At 45.4% G+C, this 20,122-nt stretch carries 14 protein-coding genes; 2 read left to right on the top strand and 12 right to left on the bottom strand.

Annotation, left to right across the window (positions count from 1 at the left end):
- Positions 1 to 18 precede the first annotated feature (18 nt).
- The gene (locus tag EFA47_RS05760) at positions 19 to 1,422 is read right to left on the bottom strand and encodes an undecaprenyl-phosphate glucose phosphotransferase (protein ID WP_122642395.1); all 1,404 of its coding nucleotides are present in this window, start codon (positions 1,420 to 1,422) and stop codon (positions 19 to 21) included.
- Positions 1,423 to 1,767: 345 nt separating this feature from the next.
- Here EFA47_RS05760 and EFA47_RS05755 point away from each other — a divergent pair, with 345 nt between their 5' ends.
- A complete protein-coding gene (locus EFA47_RS05755) occupies positions 1,768 to 2,745 on the top strand; it encodes a glycosyltransferase family 2 protein (RefSeq protein ID WP_122642394.1) in 978 nt (325 codons plus the stop codon).
- A gap of 173 nt (positions 2,746 to 2,918) precedes the next feature.
- Here the strand turns inward: EFA47_RS05755 and rfbD are convergent, their stop codons facing one another.
- Genes rfbD through rfbB form a run of 4 tightly spaced genes read right to left on the bottom strand, consistent with a single transcriptional unit; the run spans position 2,919 to position 6,392 of the window.
- On the bottom strand, positions 2,919 to 3,779 hold the full coding sequence (gene rfbD / locus EFA47_RS05750; protein ID WP_122642393.1) for a dTDP-4-dehydrorhamnose reductase: 861 nt from the start codon (positions 3,777 to 3,779) through the stop codon (positions 2,919 to 2,921).
- Between the two features lie 18 nt (positions 3,780 to 3,797).
- Positions 3,798 to 4,352: a dTDP-4-dehydrorhamnose 3,5-epimerase gene (gene rfbC, locus EFA47_RS05745; RefSeq protein ID WP_122642392.1), complete on the bottom strand. Its 555-nt coding sequence runs from the start codon at positions 4,350 to 4,352 to the stop codon at positions 3,798 to 3,800.
- A 19-nt stretch (positions 4,353 to 4,371) separates the two neighbouring features.
- Complete coding sequence (gene rfbA / locus EFA47_RS05740; protein ID WP_122642391.1) at positions 4,372 to 5,241, bottom strand: glucose-1-phosphate thymidylyltransferase RfbA; 870 nt, start codon at positions 5,239 to 5,241, stop codon at positions 4,372 to 4,374.
- A gap of 50 nt (positions 5,242 to 5,291) precedes the next feature.
- A complete protein-coding gene (rfbB, locus tag EFA47_RS05735; protein ID WP_122642390.1) occupies positions 5,292 to 6,392 on the bottom strand; it encodes a dTDP-glucose 4,6-dehydratase in 1,101 nt (366 codons plus the stop codon).
- Positions 6,393 to 6,587: 195 nt separating this feature from the next.
- Here rfbB and EFA47_RS05730 point away from each other — a divergent pair, with 195 nt between their 5' ends.
- A complete protein-coding gene (locus EFA47_RS05730) occupies positions 6,588 to 8,927 on the top strand; it encodes a type I phosphomannose isomerase catalytic subunit (RefSeq protein WP_122642389.1) in 2,340 nt (779 codons plus the stop codon).
- A 104-nt stretch (positions 8,928 to 9,031) separates the two neighbouring features.
- Here EFA47_RS05730 and EFA47_RS05725 read toward each other — a convergent pair whose 3' ends face one another.
- The 7 genes from EFA47_RS05725 to EFA47_RS05695 all read right to left on the bottom strand — a co-directional run bounded on the left by EFA47_RS05725 (position 9,032) and on the right by EFA47_RS05695 (position 20,118).
- Positions 9,032 to 10,000: a glycosyltransferase gene (locus tag EFA47_RS05725; protein WP_122642388.1), complete on the bottom strand. Its 969-nt coding sequence runs from the start codon at positions 9,998 to 10,000 to the stop codon at positions 9,032 to 9,034.
- Between the two features lie 113 nt (positions 10,001 to 10,113).
- On the bottom strand, positions 10,114 to 11,295 hold the full coding sequence (locus tag EFA47_RS05720; RefSeq protein WP_122642387.1) for a nucleotide sugar dehydrogenase: 1,182 nt from the start codon (positions 11,293 to 11,295) through the stop codon (positions 10,114 to 10,116).
- Positions 11,296 to 11,316: 21 nt separating this feature from the next.
- Positions 11,317 to 13,668 (bottom strand): hypothetical protein, encoded by a 2,352-nt coding sequence (locus EFA47_RS05715; protein WP_122642386.1) that lies wholly within the window; start codon positions 13,666 to 13,668, stop codon positions 11,317 to 11,319.
- 21 nt (positions 13,669 to 13,689) lie between these two features.
- Positions 13,690 to 15,417, bottom strand: coding sequence for a phospho-sugar mutase (locus tag EFA47_RS05710; protein WP_122642385.1), 1,728 nt, complete (start codon positions 15,415 to 15,417; stop codon positions 13,690 to 13,692).
- A gap of 9 nt (positions 15,418 to 15,426) precedes the next feature.
- Complete coding sequence (locus tag EFA47_RS05705) at positions 15,427 to 17,841, bottom strand: hypothetical protein (protein ID WP_122642384.1); 2,415 nt, start codon at positions 17,839 to 17,841, stop codon at positions 15,427 to 15,429.
- Positions 17,842 to 17,845: 4 nt separating this feature from the next.
- On the bottom strand, positions 17,846 to 19,039 hold the full coding sequence (locus EFA47_RS05700; protein WP_122642383.1) for a glycosyltransferase family 4 protein: 1,194 nt from the start codon (positions 19,037 to 19,039) through the stop codon (positions 17,846 to 17,848).
- Positions 19,039 to 20,118: a glycosyltransferase gene (locus tag EFA47_RS05695; RefSeq protein ID WP_122642382.1), complete on the bottom strand. Its 1,080-nt coding sequence runs from the start codon at positions 20,116 to 20,118 to the stop codon at positions 19,039 to 19,041. The genes EFA47_RS05700 and EFA47_RS05695 overlap by 1 nt, the downstream gene beginning before the upstream one ends.
- Positions 20,119 to 20,122 lie beyond the last annotated feature (4 nt).

The following is a 20,122-nucleotide window of genomic DNA, read 5'->3' as shown; positions in this document are numbered from 1 at the left end:
TATTTCTTTTTGAAAACTTTAATATGCATTTTTGTTTACAAACCCTTTAAAGAATGTTAAAAAAAGAATCTTAAAGTCAAACCCCAATGTCCAGTTCTCAATATAATACAAGTCATATTCAATTCTTTTCTTTATCGAAGTATCCCCCCGGTAGCCGTTCACCTGCGCCCATCCTGTCAGGCCCGGCCTGACCTGGTGTTTTACCATATACCTTGGTATCTCTTCTTTAAATTTCTCTACAAACAGCGGCCTCTCAGGCCTGGGGCCTACCAGGCTCATGTTGCCTTTCAGTACATTAAAAAGCTGCGGCAGCTCATCAATGCTTGTCCTGCGTATAAACTTTCCTACCCGGGTCACCCTGGGGTCATCCTTGGTTGTCCACCTTCTTTTTTCTGTCTCATTGTCCTGTACAACCATTGAGCGGAACTTATACATCGCAAATGATTTATTCCCCAGCCCCACACGTTCCTGTTTGAAAATCAGCGGGCCGGGGGATGTGATCTTAATAGCTGCTGCTGTGATAAGCATGGCAGGAGAGAACAAAATCAATGCCACGATAGACCCAAATATATCCACTGCCCTTTTCATTAATCTGTTGGAAGTGTTGGTCAAGGGCACGTGCCTGATATTTATAACTGGAAGGCCTAACAAATCTTCCGTGTAAGGCCTGGTAGGAATAATATTATTATAGTCAGGAATAAATTTAGTATGCACTCCTGATTTTTCACACATATTCACGATATATTCCAGCTTGTGGTACTCGTCAATCCCCAGTGTGATTGCAATCTCATCCACTCTGTTTTGGGGCAGTATAATCAACAGGTTGTCAATACTCCCGATCACCTTAATCCCACGGTATTCCATGCCCCTGGGCTGATGGTCATCCAGAATCCCACGCACGGAGTATCCCCACTCGGGATTTGATATAATCCGGTCAATATACTTTTCTGCGGCCCGGCTGTACCCTACCAGAAGCATATGTTTTTGGTTATACCCGTTTCTCCTGATATTTCTCAGGAAATACCTGATCAGGTTTCTCACCAATACTTCCAGGAAAATATTTACCGCAAAGAAAATAAAAATCATCTTCCTGGAGAAGTTTGGTTCTTTTGTCAGGTACAATATAAGAATAAAGCAGAGCAGCCCTATTGTATTGGCCTGTATAATATGCCACGCTTCCAGCCGCCTGCCCTGTACCCTTTTAGGCGTATAAAGCTGGAATGAGCCATACAGTATCAGATAGCCGGGCACAATAAAAATCAGGGCGCCCATATAAATTTCAATGGGAAGATACCATGCGTCAATTATAAACAATCCGCTTTTGAATCTTAAAAACCAGGACAGTGCATAGGAAATAATGATGATAAAACCATCTATCACTACATGCAGCCGGTTAAAATACTTCTGATTATCTTTGATCATCAATTCCACCTTACTTTAACTTTTTTGCCAAGGCCACACCCCTGAAATACCCCGGCTTTCGTTCTGCCTAGGCATAGGTCCGGGGCCCTGGGACATAGGTAAATTTACAGATAATATTAGTATTATTGTACATTATCTGTTATATGATACAATAATTTCCATAAAAGAACAAGCACTAATCTGCGATTCCCTTAACATCAGCTTAATATTTTTGTAATATTTTAAGAAACCCTTTGCAAACTGCCGGTCCTCTGCTATAATACCCTCAGTGTGCAGGGACGCTGATGTTTCGGTTTGGCCGCCATGCACTGAGGGTATGGAAAGTGAAAAAGAAATGAGGAACTTATGAAAGTTACAATAATTATTCCGAATTACAATGGCCGGCATTTTATGGCTGCCTGCCTGGACTCCCTGCGTAACCAAACATACAGGGATTTCCAGATCGTTATCGTGGATAACGCCTCTTCCGATGGGAGCCTCGAATTTCTCCGGGCCAATTATCCAGAAGCACATCTTCTTCCGCTGGACAAAAACTACGGCTTCAGTAAGGCTGTCAACGCAGGCATAGAATATGCCCGCACCCCCTATGTAATTCTGCTAAATAACGATACGGCCGCTGATAAAGATTATGTGTCCCAGATGGTGCGTGCCATTGAATCCGCCCCGGATATATTTTCTGTGAGCAGTAAGATGATACAGATGTACCACCCTGAACTTATAGACAGCACTGGCGACTTGTACACAGTGCTTGGATGGGGAATCTGCCGCGGAAACGGACAGCCTGTGTCCAAATATACTGTCTCCGACAGGATATTCACTGCATGTGCAGGGGCTGCCATTTACAGGCGGAGTGTTTTCCAGGAAATCGGCCTGTTTGATGAACACCATTTTGCCTACCTGGAGGATATCGACATCGGATACCGTGCACAGATATATGGGTACCGCAATATTTTCTGCCCCGGCGCACTTGTCCGCCATGTAGGAAGTGGTACAAGCGGTTCCAAATATAATTCTTTTAAAGTAAAGCTTTCCGCACGTAATTCTGTATATTTGAACTACAAAAATATGCCTGCCCCTTTCCTTATCATCAATGCACTGCCCATCCTTGCAGGACATATCATCAAAGCAGTGTTTTTCATAAGTAAAGGGTTCGGCAGGGATTACCTGCGGGGACTGGCAGAAGGCCTGTCCACTTTTCCCAAATGCAGGAAAGTACCTTTTAAGTGCTCACATATGGGGAATTATATTAAAATCGAAGCACGTTTAATCCTCAATACTTTTTCCTATATTAAAATATATCTCTGCCGCCTTACTGGCAGATAAATGAAACACCCCTGATAAAAGAGAGCCTCTGCTCTGTCTTTTATCAGGGGTGTTTCTATGTCTGCCAGCAGCAGCCTGCCAGGTATTCACAGCGGCAAATGGACCTTAGCCGCATATCATTCCGTACACGTACCCCGCCGGCTTCCTCTCTGCCCATTCCAACGGCATTGGAATTAATCTGCCAGATTCGCCTCCTTCAGCGACTGCAGGTAACGCCCCAGGGCATCCTGCCATGGGGGCAGCCTTAAGAATCCTTTTTCCTCCAATTTGTCCTTGCTCAGACGGCTGTTTGCCGGCCTTTTGGCCTTTGAGGGAAATACATCGCTTGTGACGGGAAGGACTTCCACTTTAATCTCTGCTTGTTTAAAAATCTCAAGTGCAAATTGGTACCATGTGCAGTAGCCTTCATTCGTGGCATGATAGACGCCATACTTATGGGTCACTGCCAGATCCGCAATAAGCCTGGCCAGGTCGTAAGTGTACGTAGGAGATCCTGTCTGGTCATCTACCACTGTTATCTGCTTTCTTTCTCTTCCCAGCTTTAACATCGTCCTGACAAAATTTTTACCATTTAAGCCAAATACCCACGCTGTCCTGATGATAAAATACTTATCCAGGCGCTCTGTAACAAGGCGTTCACCCTGGTACTTTGTCTGGCCGTAATAATTGATCGGCTCCCTTTTGTCGTCTGGCTCCCAGGGCCTATCACCCTTCCCGTCAAACACATAATCCGTACTTATATAGACCATAGACAGATCCAGTTCCCTGCATACATCCACTATATATTCCGTGCCATTGACATTGACATTGTAGCAGTCCTCCCGGTGATCCTCTGCGGCATCTACAGCCGTATAGGCTGCACAGTGTATGACACATTCTGCACCTGCACTGCGGATGACATCCCTGACATTCTCCCGGTCCGTAATATCCATCTTGGACCTGTCAACGCCAATCACATCATGGCCCCGCTGATCCAGCTCCCTGACCACATCATACCCCAGCTGGCCGCTTACCCCGGTTACTAAAAGCCTCATACTTCCACCTCCGATTCCCTATCGCGCTATGTAGTCTTTCAGTCCCCCCCAGCCTTGGTCTTTCTCCGATATATTTAGTTCCACTCCTTCTTTAAGGGGCCACTCTATCCCGATGTCAGGATCATTCCAGATCAGTCCCCCTTCATCTTCAGGATGGTAAAAATCAGAACATTTATATGCAAACTCGGCTATATCAGACAGCACCAAAAAGCCATGGGCAAACCCTTTTGGTATAAATAATTGTTTTTTATTTTCCTCTGACAAAATTACGCCAAACCACTTTCCAAATGTGTCTGACTCCGGCCTTATATCCACAGCCACGTCAAACACCTCGCCCCTGATCACTCTGACTATCTTATCCTGGGGATGGTTCTTCTGGAAATGGAGGCCCCTGAGCACCCCTCTCCCGGAACTTGACTGGTTATCCTGGACAAATTCCACAGAAATACCTGCCTCCTGAAAATCCCTGTAATTATAGGTTTCCATAAAGTAACCCCTTTTATCGCCGAACACGGCCGGCTCAATTACCTTGGGCCCTTCAATCCCACATGCTGTCACATTAATTTTCCCCAAATTTAATCCTCCAATCTGCCTAAAGTCCTTCCGCTACATCCATCAAATATTTTCCATATTCGATCTTCATCAGAGGTTCGGCCAGCCTGATCAGCTGTTCTTTGCTTATAAAGCCTTTCTTGTACGCAATCTCTTCTATACAGGAAATATACATGCCCTGCCTTTTCTGGACTGCCGCCACAAAATCTGCGGCCGCCAGAAGCATATCATGGTTCCCTGTGTCCAGCCATGCAAACCCTCTCCCGAGAGTCTCCACCTTCAGGGTCCCCCTGTTTAAGTATTCCATGTTTACTGACGTAATCTCCAGTTCCCCTCTCTTGGACGGTTTTATCTGCTTTGCTATAGAAACTACGTCATTGTCATAGAAATACAGTCCAGGCACAGCATATTTAGATTTTGGATGCTCCGGCTTCTCCTCGATAGACAAAGCCACGCCTTCCCCATTAAACTCTACAACCCCATATTCCCTTGGGTCTTTCACATAGTATCCGAAAATTGTAGCGCCCTTCTCCTGGGCAGCGGCATGCTGGAGCACTCTGGAAAAGCTCTGTCCATAGAAAATATTATCGCCCAGCACCAGGGCCACCTGATCACTGCCTATAAATTGTTCACCAATGATAAATGCCTCAGCCAGTCCCTTAGGTTCCTCCTGGATGGCGTAGCTAAATTCCATGCCCAGGCTCTCCCCGCTCCCCAAAAGTTCCCTGAATACCGGGAGATCCCGGGGAGTGGAAATAATCAGTACCTCACGTATCCCGGCCAGCATTAATGTAGACAGTGGATAGTAGATCATCGGTTTATCATAAACTGGCATTATTTGTTTTGATACTGCCTTTGTCAGCGGGTACAGCCTGGTCCCTGAACCGCCGGCCAGTATAATCCCTTTCATAGTTGTCCTGCCTCCTGTTCCATCAGAATTTAAGATAGGCATGGCCTGTATTAACTGCGGCTGACTTCCTGCTTATCATGGTACATCTCTTCGTAATATTTTGTATAATCGCCGCTTGTCACATTTGCCATCCATTCTTCATTTTCAAAAAACCATTGGATCGTAAGCCTGATCCCATCCTCGAATTTTGTATCTGGCTCCCAGCCCACCTCACTCTTTATCTTGTCTGGGGCAATGGCATATCTCCTGTCATGCCCCTTCCTGTCCTCCACATACGTAATCAGGTCCTCACTGACCTTCTTCCTCCGCGGATCCTTCTCATCCAGCATTTCCTGAAGTGTTTTCAATATGGTCTTTACAATCTGTATATTCTCTCTCTCATTGTGCCCACCGATATTATATGTCTCAAAAAGGCGGCCTTTTTCCTGCACCATGTCAATGGCCTTTGCATGGTCCTCTACATAGAGCCAGTCCCTCACATTCCTGCCGTCGCCGTAGACAGGCAGGCTTCTGCCCTGCAGCGCATTGTTGATAATCAAAGGTATCAACTTTTCCGGAAATTGATAGGGGCCGTAATTATTACTGCAGTTTGTAATATTGGCAGGGAACTTGTATGTGTCCATATAGGACTTTACAAGCATATCTGAGGATGCCTTGCTGGCAGAATAAGGACTGTGGGGATCATAAGGCGTAGTCTCATAAAAATATTCCCCCTCCTTCTCCAGTGAGCCATACACTTCATCCGTGGATACGTGGAGGAACTTTTTGCCTGGGATAAATGTCCCGTCCTCCAGCTCCCACGCTGCCTTTGCAGCATTGAGCATGACAAGGGTTCCAAGGACGTTTGTCTTAACAAATACTTCGGGATCCCGAATACTCCTGTCCACATGGCTTTCCGCCGCAAAGTGGACAACCCTGTCGATATCGTTCTCCTCAAAAATCCGCCCTACGGCATGGGCATCACAAATATCTGCCTTAATAAATGTATAATTGCTTCTGCCTTCCACGCTCCTTAAGTTCTCCAGATTCCCTGCGTATGTCAATTTATCTATATTAATTATACGTATAGAATCCCCATACTTGCCAAACATATAATGTATGTAATTGGAACCTATGAACCCTGCCCCGCCTGTAACTAAATATGTTCTCATACTTTACCTCCGTTTATCAACTTTTAGTATTATAACATCCAACCATCGGCTATGCAATGGCTACCTCATATTATAACGCCATATTTTTCCCCTGTAAGGCCTATACAGCCGCCCTCCCTGCAGGCACCCTCATTGACACCAATACCCAAATAGACTACAATATTATGGAATTCTTAGCCTAAGGAGGACACAGCCATGAAATGTTTAATTCTGGCCGGGGGAAGCGGAAACCGCCTCTGGCCCTTATCACGCAATAATTATCCAAAACAGTTCATAAATATAATCAACAACCACTCTCTATTTCAGGAGACTATAGTAAGGAATATGCCCTTTTGTGATGAATTTATTATAGTCACACAGCAAAAATATAATTTTATTGTGGAAGGACAGCTCAGGATGTTCCAGGGGTTGAAATACCGCTGTGTGTTTGAGGAAGAGCCGCGCAAGACATCAGCCTCTGTTGTACTGGCCAGTATGATCCTCAACCCATCCGAGCAGCTTCTGGTTGTTCCCGCTGACCATATCATCGACAGCGGCGCCAGCTACCGTACGTCCATTCTTGAGGCCCAGAAACTCTCACGGGATGGGCATGTGGTTACTTTTGGCCTGCCTCCCACTGCCGCCCATACCGGCTATGGATACATCCGCCACAGCGGGACGGACGTCTTATCCTTTCACGAAAAGCCGGACCTTGAAACAGCACAAAAATATGTTGGCAGCCAGGAATATCTCTGGAACACAGGACTGTATTTGTTCCATGTGGGCGATTTTCTCCATCAGTTAAGTATATGTAACCCCGATTTTTATCAAATTTGTTATCATAATAAGAAGAAAATTATCCGTAAGGGGTATGAGGTCCTCCTGCCCTCAGACCTGATGTCCGAGATTCCTGCGTTAAATATTGAGTACAGCTTTATGGAAATTGCTTCAGGCCTGAAAGTCATCAAATCCAGCTTTGAATGGCACTATATGAACGAGCTGGAGGCGCTCTGTTCCATTGTCCCCGATGATTCCCTGCAGAACGTCATCCAGAACAACAGCCATAATACGACGGTTATCAACCAGGTGCCCGGACGGCTCGTGGTCACCAATGAAGTAAATGACGCTATTATTGTCAATACAGCGGATGCCACCTATATTTCCCAAAAAGGCTCTGCATTTAAAATCAAACAAGTGATCCGGGAGAATGATGAAAAGTACAAGTCCTATTTTGAGGATAATGTACTTCTCTACCGTTCCTGGGGAACCTATGAGGTGCTGAAAAGTTCCGCCCATTATAAAGTGAAAAAGGTCACCGTATTCCCCGGCAAGTCCCTGACCATGCACAGGCACAACCACCGGAGCGAGCACTGGGCCGTGGTGGAAGGCACGGCAGCCATTACACTGGAAGGCTCCCAAAAAATCTATGCCCCCAATGATTCCATTGATGTGCCAATAGGCACCCTGCACCAGATTAGCAATCCAGGCAGTGAAAACCTGATTATCATCGAGACATCCGTAGGAGAATTCCTGGCCGAGACAGATATCGAGAGCCTTGGGGGCGCCTCAAAATCTCAGATGCATAATTATGACATTATCAAACTGGAGCCTGCTTTCCAGGACTACCTGTGGGGAGGCACCAGGCTGAGGGATGATTTCGGCAAGAACTGCGATTATGATATTATCGCAGAAAGCTGGGAGCTTTCCGCCCACCCGGACGGCAACAGCATGATAGCGGTGGGCCCGTACAGCGGTATGTTTTTCAGCGATTATCTTTCTATGGTAGGGGATGAGGCACTTGGCTGGAAGTGTAAGTCTTTCGAAAAATTCCCTTTGCTCATTAAATTTATTGACGCCCAGAAATCTCTCTCAGTCCAAGTCCATCCTGATGATGACTATGCCCTGAAAAATGAGGATGAATACGGAAAAAATGAGATGTGGTATATCTTGGACTGTGAGAAAGATGCCTCCCTTTATTTTGGTTTTAAGCAAGATGCCACTGCGGATGAAATTCAGAGGCGTATCGAAAACAATACGCTTCTGGAGATTTTAAATGAAGTCCCTGTGTCCAAGGGAGATGTTTTCTTCGTCCGGGCCGGGACAGTACATGCCATCGGCGCAGGGATTTTGATTTGCGAAATCCAGCAAAACTCAAACTGTACCTACCGTCTGTTCGACTATGGGAGGACAGACAAGTATGGCCGCCCCCGGGAACTCCATCTTAAAAAGGCACTGGATGTGGCAGATACGAAAGCCATCTTGCCCGCCTCCCACGCAGAACCCCAGATCGTCTCTAAAGACGGCTATACATTTGAAAAACTGGGAAGCTGCAAATATTTTGCATGCATGAAATATACAGTGGAGGAAAAGATTACACTGACTGCAGACGAGACTTCTTTTATCTCCATCGTATTTTTATCCGGGGAGGGAGTCATTGCTTCTGAACATACAGGCCACGCCTGCTCCTTTAAAATGGGGGACAGCTTCTTTCTGCCGGCCGGACTTGGCAATGTGGAGGTCACCGGATGCTGTTCCTTTATATTGACTCATATATAAAGCACAGAATAGAAATACCTTAAGTAAATAGGGGGAATATAAAATTAATTTTCAAAACGATTTAAGAAGGCTGCGGGGTTATCCCTGCAGCCTTTCATGAATGGTTATATATGCTTCATATTCTGTATTTCTTTGATTTTATCAGCCAGCGCCTCCCCGTCCCCCATGGGGACAAAGTAGATCCCTTCATCCTGGCTGCTGTATAACTCATGGGTGGCAGGGTTATCGCCCAGGATCATAGGTTTCCCCATGGCCCTGTATATATAAGCCTTGCCGGGAATTGTCCGTTTCGCCTTCATGATACTGCTGTCAAAATGCCCTGCAAGGCATAAGTCTGCATAGGCTATATGTTCTGCCAGCTTCTTCTGTTCCAGCCATGGTATATACGTAATATTGCCTGACTCCACCTTATGGAACTTATCCTGGATAGGCCCGATGACCTCAAACTGGAGCGTCTTATCATCTTTTAAAAGCTCCAGTGCCTTTAAGATGACCTGTATTCCCTGGAGAGGGAGTATACTGCCAAAATACAGGACCACAAATTTATCTTTATAATTCTCAGGTTTGGACTGCTTTCTGGGATAATATACCGATGTATCGGCATTCAAGTATAAGACTTCCATCTTTTCCTTATCTGCCCCAAATTCCCTGCAGAAATATTCCCCATGGGCCTTTGTATCCGCTATAATGTGATCCGCATAGCCAAGGGTTATCTGGTCTATTTTTTTTAATATTTTAGCAGCCACAGTCCCCTGCTTAAATTTCTTTCTGTCAAACACCATGGTGTCATACAGTGATATAAAAAAATCTATCGTTACTTTTTTTCCTCTCAGCTTCCACTTCCAGAACGGAAGGACCAGCTGAGGCGCAAAACCTACAAAAATCTCGTCTGCCCCGCCCATTTTCAGGAACAGCAGCTGTATATACACTTTAGCCAGCCTCTGTACATAACTCTTTTTAGAAGAGCCGATTACCTTGACACTGTCAAACCTTTGGCCCAGCAGCTCAATCTCCTGTACATTTCTTAGATAATCCAGATTTTTTGTAGTAATAAATACGGCTTTCCTGCCCATTATCCCTCACACTTTCTTTCCTGTCCTGCCGGCAGGCCCCTGAACAGTTCCCTTTGCCGGCAAACCAGTATATTCATGCCTTGGCCATGACTTCCCATGCGCCATGTAAGCTGCTAATCACGGAAATACAAATCCCTTGTATATACCTTGTCCATCACGTCAGACAGCTCATCTGTATATCTATTGGCCACAATTAGATCTGCATATTCTTTAAATTCCCTGAGGTCAGAGATCACCCTGGATTTAAAGAAATATTCCTCTTTCATAGTGGGTTCATAGACAACCACCTCAATACCTTTTGCCTTGATCCGCTTCATAACCCCCTGTATAGATGACTGCCTGTAGTTATCAGAATCTGATTTCATGGTCAGGCGGTAAATCCCCACCACCTGGGGTTCCTTCTCTATAATCCTTTCGGCAATAAAATCCTTCCTTGTACGGTTGGATTCTACAATAGCTGACATAATATTATTGGGCACATCGTTATAGTTGGCCAAAAGCTGCTTTGTGTCCTTCGGCAGGCAGTATCCGCCATAGCCGAAGGAAGGGTTATTGTAATGTGACCCGATCCGCGGATCAAGGCCAATCCCTTCTATAATCTGCCTCGCGTCTAACCCTTTCATCTCAGCATAGGTATCCAGCTCATTAAAAAAGGAGACACGCATGGCAAGATACGTATTGGCAAATAATTTGATGGCTTCGGCTTCCGTCAAGTCTGTAAACAAAACCGGTACGTCTTTCTTTACGGCCCCCTCCACAAGAAGGCTGGCAAACATCCGCGCCCTCTCGGTCAGGACGGGGTTATCCATGGGTGCGCCCACAATAATACGGGAAGGGTAAAGATTATCCTTCAGGGCCTGCCCTTCTCTCAAAAACTCTGGTGAAAATATAATATTACCTTTATATTTCCTGCTAATATTTTTCGTATAACCTACGGGCACGGTGGATTTAATCACCAACGTAGCATCCGGCGCACATGCCGCTGCCTGCTCTATGACACTCTCCACCGTAGAAGTATCAAAATAATTTAACTTCGGGTCATAATTCGTGGGCGTAGATATAATAATAAATGCAGCCCCCTTATATGCATCCTGTGCATCCGTAGTGGCCTGTAGGTTTAACTGCCCCTTTTCCAGATATTCTTGGATTTCCTTGTCCACAATGGGAGACTTTTTTTGATTGATCATCTCTACCTTTTCAGGGACAATATCCACAGCATATACTTCATTTTTCTGTGCCAGCAGGACTGCATTAGACAATCCTACATACCCGGTTCCCGCTACTGCTATTTTCATTGGTCTTTCACCCGCCTTTTCTTAATTTCCAACAATACTCTTTTTAAACTCCACGCTTTGGACTGATATTCCCAGCTCCCTCTCATCCTGGGGAGTCCCTGTCTTGGAAGGACTCCAGAGGCTGCTCTGAAATTCCAGACTGTTCCAACCCTCTTCAACATATTCAGCAGGCACCTCAAATTCTAATGTCATGTCTGTTCCCTCTTTAATCTGTACTTCTCCTACAGGGTTTCCATTCATCAGGACTCTGACCTTAAAATCTGTCCCCAGCTTTTCAACGGGCACCCGGTTCTTCTGATGGATATAAACTTTATACAGAGCCTTGTCAAGATATACAGATATACTTGCGTTTTCCCGCCCCATCCAGCAGAAATCGCCTTCCAAGGACTCAAAACCGGACCGTATGGTCAGCTCCTCGTCTTTCATCTCGTATGTATACTGTGGCATGGCCAGGCTGTATACATTTACCGCCTCTTCGTACTCCTGGAAATCAACAGGATAGGGGATCCACTTTCCTTCCTTTTCATTTGAATCCTCGCTTATGTGGTTTATATTCTTATACACCAGCCTTACATCCGTATGGTCCCTTTGTGTCTCCAGATAGATATCATTGGTCACTGCATATACTTGGCCATACTCTTTAGCCAACGCTTCCATCTGCTCCTCCAGGTTCCCGCTCTGCTCATAAACATCTGCTTTGGACATGGCATTCAGGGGGAAAAGAAAAGCATACTCCAAATCCTTCTCCACAATCACTGCAGCATCCTCCTGGTCTACACATTCTGCTGTTTCTTCCAGGCAGTCCCACTCGATCCTGGTGTCATCCAGCTTGGTAAACAGCAAAGCGTCTGATGGGAAAAGCGCCGCCGCGGCTGCCACGCCGGCCGCCATTTTCGCCCCGCTGCACACCTGGTTGAAAAGGAGGCCAAACGCAAGCAGCAAGATACTAATGAAGGGCACAATATATCTGCTGTAGTAATAGTAATCAAAGATTTCATTTCTGAAAAAGGTTGTATGCACAAGGATACAGTAAAAAAACAACCATGTTATCACCATGTTTTTTATATCCCATATCCACCCCTGCCTCTTTGCCAGATTGAAAAGAAGCAAGGCTATGGCAAAAGGCAGGACGATAAACCCAGTGGCAAACAGATATCCGGCCAGAGTTAAGTCCCCCAGTTTCCCTCTCCCCATATACAGATTCATACACAGCAGAACCAATATTGCCACGGCAGTCCCTTTTCCCAGCCAGGACTTCAGGCGTATCCTTCCTATTGCTATCCTCACAGTAGTAAGGGGCACAAAATAAAGTGCTGCGCTCATAGCCGCCACGCCGGCCACTGCCCCCACACAGACAAACAAAAAATTATCCTGGTCAATGGGCCCTAAAAATGCAGGGACAAAATTAGAAATACAGTATAGCTTGTTTATATGGTAGATAACTGCCACGCCGGCTAAAAAAGAACCTGTATTAAAGCACTGTACAATGAGGAACCGCCTGTCGCCTGTATACATATACATCATAAAATATAACACAACAAACATTGGCATCAATGTATAAAGTGAAATATGGTAACAGGAAAAAACCAATACCGGAAACGCTGACAGCCATACATTGACTTTTTCGGAATCATCCAGAATATAGTATATAAACGCCGCCATAATCACCGCTAAATACATTTCTGTCAGGCTGGATTTTGACACCCACAGTATGACGGGGGAAACTGCTGCCAGCAATAGGACCAATATTTTCGTATCCAGCTTAAACTTGAGTATACCGCCAATATAGTAGAGAATCAAAAGAAACAACACCAGGAATACAGTCTGCACAGAAACCATATTGCCAAGGCCAAAAATACTGCCCCACAGGGCCAGGACTGCGGGAAAGGACGGCATACCATGAAAGGTTCTGGCCGTTGCCCCCTCGTTATTCTCAGCAACCTGGTACGTATATCCCTCAAACTCTATTTCATTTTCAGTGACCCCTCCCATCAGGAAAATGGCCCTGGTCTGATAATCCCCCTGATCCTGGCCCATCCCGTAGTACTCATATTTATGCCAGCTCAGAAATACCCCTGCCATACAGATCAGCAGAAAGACTATCAGTTCCTTTCTGGGATATACAAACTGGAAACGTCTCTTTTTAATCAGCAAGACCACCAGGAAGAGGACTGCAAGTATACATTCTGCCAGGATTGCCTTTTGGATTGTAAATAGGTCTAATAAAAACAAAAATTCACTGACACATATATACAGTCCAAAAAAGCCAAACAAGCCAAACAAAACAATCTTTACTAAATCTGCTTTCTTCCATATCATCCCTGTTGCCGTAATCATGGCAGCCAGGGTTATCAACATACATACCGCAGCCATCTCAACCATCCTCCATGGCCATTACAGGGCAGCCAGGCCCTGCAGGCTGTCAGCCAATCCCTGCAGCTTTGCATCGGCGTCTTTGGAATCCTTTCCCTTTACCCCATAATAAAACTTTATTTTAGGCTCTGTGCCCGACGGCCTCACACAGCACCATGCATCTTCTGCAAGTTCATAATATAATACATTAGATTTTGGCAGTCCCACTGGTTCTGTCTCCTTCTCCCCAAAGACTGTCCTGACGCCGCTCTTATAATCCCTGGATGCCACCACCTGGAAATCTCCGATCCTATGCGGGGGATTTTGGCGCAGTCCGTCTATAATCTCCTGTATCTTCCCTGCGCCCTCAGCGCCCTTTAAAGTCACAGAGCTTAGGCCTTCTTTATAATATCCATATTTTTTATATAGATTGTCCATCTGTTCAACAAGCGTAAGGCCCTTTGTCTTATAATAAGCTGCAGCCTCGCACAAAAGCATGACGGCAACAATGGCGTCTTTATCCCTGGCATATGTCCCGGCCAGGCAGCCATAACTTTCCTCCAGTCCAAATATATATTGGTAGGTATGATTTTCTTCAAATAATTTAATCTGTTCCCCAATATATTTAAAACCTGTGAGAACCTCAATCAGCGCAATTCCATAATGCCCTGCCATAGCTTTTCCCATATTTGTTGTCACAATGGTCTCTACCAGGGCGCCGTTTTCAGGAAGCGTTCCCTGCTCCTGCCTGACGGATAAAATATACTCTGCAATCAGCATCCCTGACATATTTCCTGTAAAAGAAATATATTCCCCGGTTTCCTTATCTCTGGCATATATGCCTAGACGGTCCGCGTCCGGATCTGTGGCCAGCACCACATCGGCTCCCTTTTCTCTGGCCAGCTCAAGCGCCAGCTTAAAGGCGGAAGGATCCTCGGGATTTGGGTAACTCAACGTGCGAAAGTCTGGGTCCGGCATTTCTTGCTCCGGAACAACGTACACCTGGGAAAATCCTAATTCCTTGAGCACTCTTCTAACAGGCAGGTTTCCGGTGCCGTGAAGGGGTGTGTACACAATCTTGAAGTCCTCTCCTGCCTGTGCCGTAATATCAGGCAATACACTCTGTTTCTTGACTTCCTCAATATATCTGTCGTCAATCTCACTGCCAATGCCCCTATAGAGGCCGCACTTCTCAGCCTCCTCTTTTGCCATCGTCCTGACCTGGCTGTAATCCGCTACTTTTCTGACCTCTGAAATAATTTCCTGGTCTTTCGGCGCAGTGATCTGTGCCCCGTCCTCCCAGTATACTTTATAGCCATTGTATTCTGGTGGATTGTGGCTTGCAGTAATCACGATCCCCGCAATACATCCCAGTTCTCTTACTGCAAAGGACAATTGGGGCGTGGGCCGCAGGGAAGGGAAAATATACGTCTTAATCTGATTTGCATTCAGGCATAGAGCAGCCTCGCTGGCGAACTCAGGGGACATCCTCCTGGAATCATAGGCGATGGCCACCCCCTTTTCCATTCCATTCTGCCTGATAATATAATTGGCCAGTCCTTGTGTCGCCTTTCTCACAGTATATACGTTCATCCTGTTGGTTCCATTCCCGATTACACCCCGCAGTCCTCCCGTGCCAAACTCCAATTCCTTATAAAACCTGTCATAAATTTCTTTGTCATTATCCTGAATTCCAATCAGCTCCCTGCGGGTTTCTTCATCAAAATACTCATTTTTACACCAATCATTATAAATATCCCTGTAATCCATATTTCCCTCCTATTTTTCAAAAACAATCCTAGTGACAGAAATCCCCAACTTCCTGTTGTCCGACTCAGAAAAATCAGAAGCATTCCACAATTCACTCTTGATACTCAGTACATTTTCCCCCTCTGACACCAGCTCCCGGCTGATGTCATAAGTAAGCACCTGGCCGTTTGTACTGTCACTTAACGTAGTACTGCCCACCAGCACTCCGTTTAAATAGATTTCCAGTGACAGTTCTTCTTTTTTCAGTGCAGAAAAGGGAATTCCCGGCCCCTGGTATATACGCAGCTTATACCTATCCTTTGGAAGGGTACACTCCACATACGCCATCTGACTGTTAATCCACCTGCTGTCCCCCTCCAGGGTACCAAACCCTGAGCGGGCAAACCCGCTGGAGTCGTTCATATTGTACTCGTACTTTATATCTGCGGCTATTTCATATACATATACGTCTGCCTCATCTTTGTCAAAATAACGGGGCAAAGGCACCATTTTCCCCAGGAAAGCGCCCTTATCTTCCTGCATATGGGTTGTATCTCTGTATACAATTTCAGAGCCTTCCAAAAGTGTATTCTGCCCGGTTATATAATACACTTTATCATAATCCTGCTTTAATGTCTGAATCTCTTCCTCCAGGCTTGTGCCCTGGAAGAAGGTATCCGCGCCAGTAATGGCCCGCACAGGCAGGAAAGCTGTCCTGGCCATTTCCGGCGCCACAATCACAGCCGAATCCCCCCCATCAATACTGTCTGCTATTCCCTCCAGCACATCCCATTCCATCCGTGTGTCATCTACATTTTTTATGAATACCTTGTTAAAAGGAGCCAGCACTGCGCCAATCACCACTGCCCCCGCCAGGCTGTAATACCATTTTATCCTGTTTAAGATACAGGCGGCCAGCAAAATCACGATTGCCACAAAGGGCACCAAATATCTGGAATAATAGTAGTAGTACTCTACCTGCCTCCTCAAAAAGACAGTATGGAAAAGAATACAGTACAAGAAAAGCGATATAAGTACTGTCATCTTTACGTCTGCTTCTCTCTTCCATCTGGCCAGATAGTAAACGGCAGCCCCAAGCGCCACAGGGCCCAGGACAAACCCTGTGAGATAGACATATCCAGCCATTGCCTTGAACGGAAACTCCGTTTTGCTCGTCAGGAAGTAGAGAAGGACTCCTCCGGCTGTACCCGCCGCCGCAATCCAGGGAAGCCGTATGGCATGGGCCAGGTGCTCCGCTTTCTTTGCCGCCCCTTCTGCCCCCCTCCATAAAAAAAAAAAGAGTGTAATAAAAAAGCCCGCCGCACATACAGCAGTTATACAAATCATCAGGCTGCTGTCCCGCCAGTCCAAAACACCCACACAGATGGGCTTATATTGGTTTAGCGTATATCCTGCTGAAATATTCAGCATAAACCACAAACTTACATAATAGGCCAGGACAGTAGCTGCAGCCGATTTTAAATATATTTTGTTTTTCGTCTTTATATAGAGAAGATACGCCAGAAGAATAAAGACTGGCAGCAGGGTGTAAATTGACACATGGTAGAATGCAAAGACTGCCAGGAAAAACGTGGCAAACACCGGAGACTTTTCCTCCCTGCCCGCCATAAAATAAAGATAAGCTACCAGCAGCACAGCTAAAAACATCTCTGTCAGCGCAGACTTGGACACCCAGATTACTGCCGGGCACCACGCACATGCAAAAACTGCCAACAGCTTTGCCCCCCACTTGAGGCGGAATCTGTCTGCTGCAAAAGAAACCATGAAAATATAGCAAATATAAAACAGAGTCTGGACGTGGGCCATATTCGCTATCCCAAAAATGCTGCCCCACAGTCCCAGCATAGCTGCAAAGGTAGGAATCCCATGAAAAGTAGAGGAAACCTCACTGATTTCCTTTTCCTCTGTATTCCAGAAATATTCTGGGTTATAGTCGTCCAGGCCGCCCAGAGAAAATAAGGAAGCCTCAAAATTCTCTTTTTCTTCCGGAAGGACTTCGTATTCCTCAAAATCAATTTGATTTTCTGTGATCCCTGACATAAGGAAAATAGCCTTTATCTGGTAGGCGCCCTGATCCTGCCCCAGGCCAAAAAATTCAAATTTACCTGCTGTAAAAGGAAGCATAACCAGGGTAATGCTTAAAGGTATGATCCATGACTTATAGTCAGCCGATACAACAGGGCGTTTTCCCTTCATAAACAGATATATGATACAGAGTATCTCAATGCATATCTCCGTAAAAAGCACTCTTTGAAATGAAAAAATATCCAGTCCAAAAAATACGCCGCTGATAATGACAAACGCACCCCAGAAAAAAACAAAAGCTAATATTATTATTTTAACGATATCTTCTCTTGAAAAACAGAGAAGTATTACAGCTGCCATAAGGAGCATTGCAGCCGCAGTACTTATTGCTATAACCATCCAATCAACCTCTGTCTGCTATGATTTCTTCAAAAAACTTAATGTACTTGTCAGTGACAATCTCCCACTTAAAATTATTCAGAACAAACTGCTTTCCGTTCCTTCCCATCTGCTTTGCTAATTCCTCGTCTTTAAGCAGGCGCCTCAGGCATTCCTCAAACTCATAGTAACTCCCAAAATACAGGCCTCCGGATGCTTCTATGACAAAGTCCCTGGTCACTGCACAGCAGTCGTGTACAAGGACAGGCCTTTCACAGAGCCAGCTTTCCATGATGACAAAGGAAAAGCTCTCATTTTTGGACGGCTGGCACAGTACAGCCGCAGCACCGTAAGCATTGTACTTATCCTGTATGTCCACAAATCCCAGGTCATACACATCCTGCTTAATCTCCCCGGGAATAGTAACCGAACCGCCGCCAATGAGTACCAGTTTCAGGCTGCCCTGATTTCTGGCCTTGTACTCTTTAAAATATCTGATGAGGGTTCCCACATTTTTCCCGTCGTCCTTCCGTCCAGCATATAAGACAAAGGGATCCTGTATGCCAAACTTTTCCCTGAAAGCCTCTGCATCAAATTTCAGATCTGTCTCCAACCCCAGGCCTGGCACGCATTGTTTTACATTGTCCAGATTGTAGATCTTGTTGGTCAGCCTCTGTTCACTCTTGCTGTTAAAAATCATTCCTTTCACCTTGGAGTACAGATCCCTGAAAATCCCCATATATACATAGGCCTCATCGTGGAAGCAGGGGATCATCACCGCTTTTTCGATACATGACTTGATCCCATAATAGACCGGGCCGAACATATACGGAATATAGACAAATAAATCGTAATCCTGGTTCTGTTCCTCTATATAACGGTACAGCTTAGGACTGTTAATCATTTCCTCAATAAAAATTTGTTCCTCATCCGCAGAAATCCTCTCCCCGCAGATCAGCTTAATATTCACTGCATCAAACTTCTTCTTATCCCTATCTTTTACAGGGAACCTGCGAACATGGATGTCATTCTCCCAGCTTTCACCTGGATCATGGTAATTCTCTGTCCAGCTGCTGCCAAACTCCTTGACACATGTGGTCAGTATTTCTATTTCAACCCCTGCCTCCATCAGATGTCTCGTCACACCACGGAGGGCCATCTCAGCCCCTCCAGGAATATTTTCGCCATACCAGGGTGTTACAAATCCAATTTTTTTCATTATGACTGAACCTCATTTATATTTTCTTCTATCAATTTATAAAATTTCTCTTTTATTTTTACATGGCTAAAATCCTGCAGGCGGGCCTGCTCATTTGCAATTATTGTATTTCTCAGCCCCTCGTCCTCCATAATACGTTTCATCGCCATAGCTGTTTCCACAGGATCCTTTTTCTCAAGGAGGAATCCACTGCCCCCCAAGGTCTCCCCCACTGCTGAGGAGTGGTACGCTATCACCGGCACCTTAAAGTACATTGCCTCCACCAGGGGCACACAGAATCCCTCATGCTCACTCATGCAGAGGAATAAATCTGCCAAATGGTAATAGGCAAGGATCTCTTTGAACTTGATATGTCCTGTAAAATACACGGAGTCCTCTATATCCAGCCTTTTTACATAGTCCTTGAGCATCCCGTAATACTGCTCCATCCCCGTATAGCTCCCCACAATAAACAGTCTGGACTCAGGATTCAGATATTTATGGTAAAAATGAAAAGCACGAATCACGTCCTCCTGCTTTTTATTCGGTGCGACCCGTCCTGTAAAAATAACATTTGTGTAACCGTCATTATATTTATTAAGTACTTTTTTGTCTGGCTTGCCCCCATAGTCGTCAAATGCTATCAAAATAGGCAGTACGTCAATCTTGCAGGAATATCCCATATTTATCAAGTCTTTTTTATTATACTCAGAATCCGCAAGTGCATATTCTACCTTTTGGGCCAGGTGACGCGCACCTGCGAGGCCGTCCTCACAGTTCTTCTCCACCTCACGGTTAATCCCCTTAAAAAATGCAGGCGGTGTAATATTATGATATAGGATCATTCTTTTGCAGTCATACTGCTCCAGCTTATAATTTAAATCCGAACAGGTAGAGAGATGGTAAAGCAGCACATCGTCTTTATCTACTGTTAATTCTTCCACCTGGCGCGCCGTTCCCTGGGGCAGCCTGCCGTCAATCACTTCCGCATAAATCTCCGTCTTGTAACCGGCCTCCAAAAGGGCGTCCCTGAGGGCAACTGTGTCATTCCCAATGGCGTCCCCGTAGGCAAGTACAGGTAAAATTTGAATGATACGCATAGGC

The sequence above is a fragment of the Luxibacter massiliensis genome, assembly GCF_900604355.1.
Classification (GTDB): domain Bacteria; phylum Bacillota; class Clostridia; order Lachnospirales; family Lachnospiraceae; genus Luxibacter; species Luxibacter massiliensis.
Note: the sequence above shows the minus strand (reverse complement) of the source record. Positions and strands in the feature narration are given on the sequence as shown.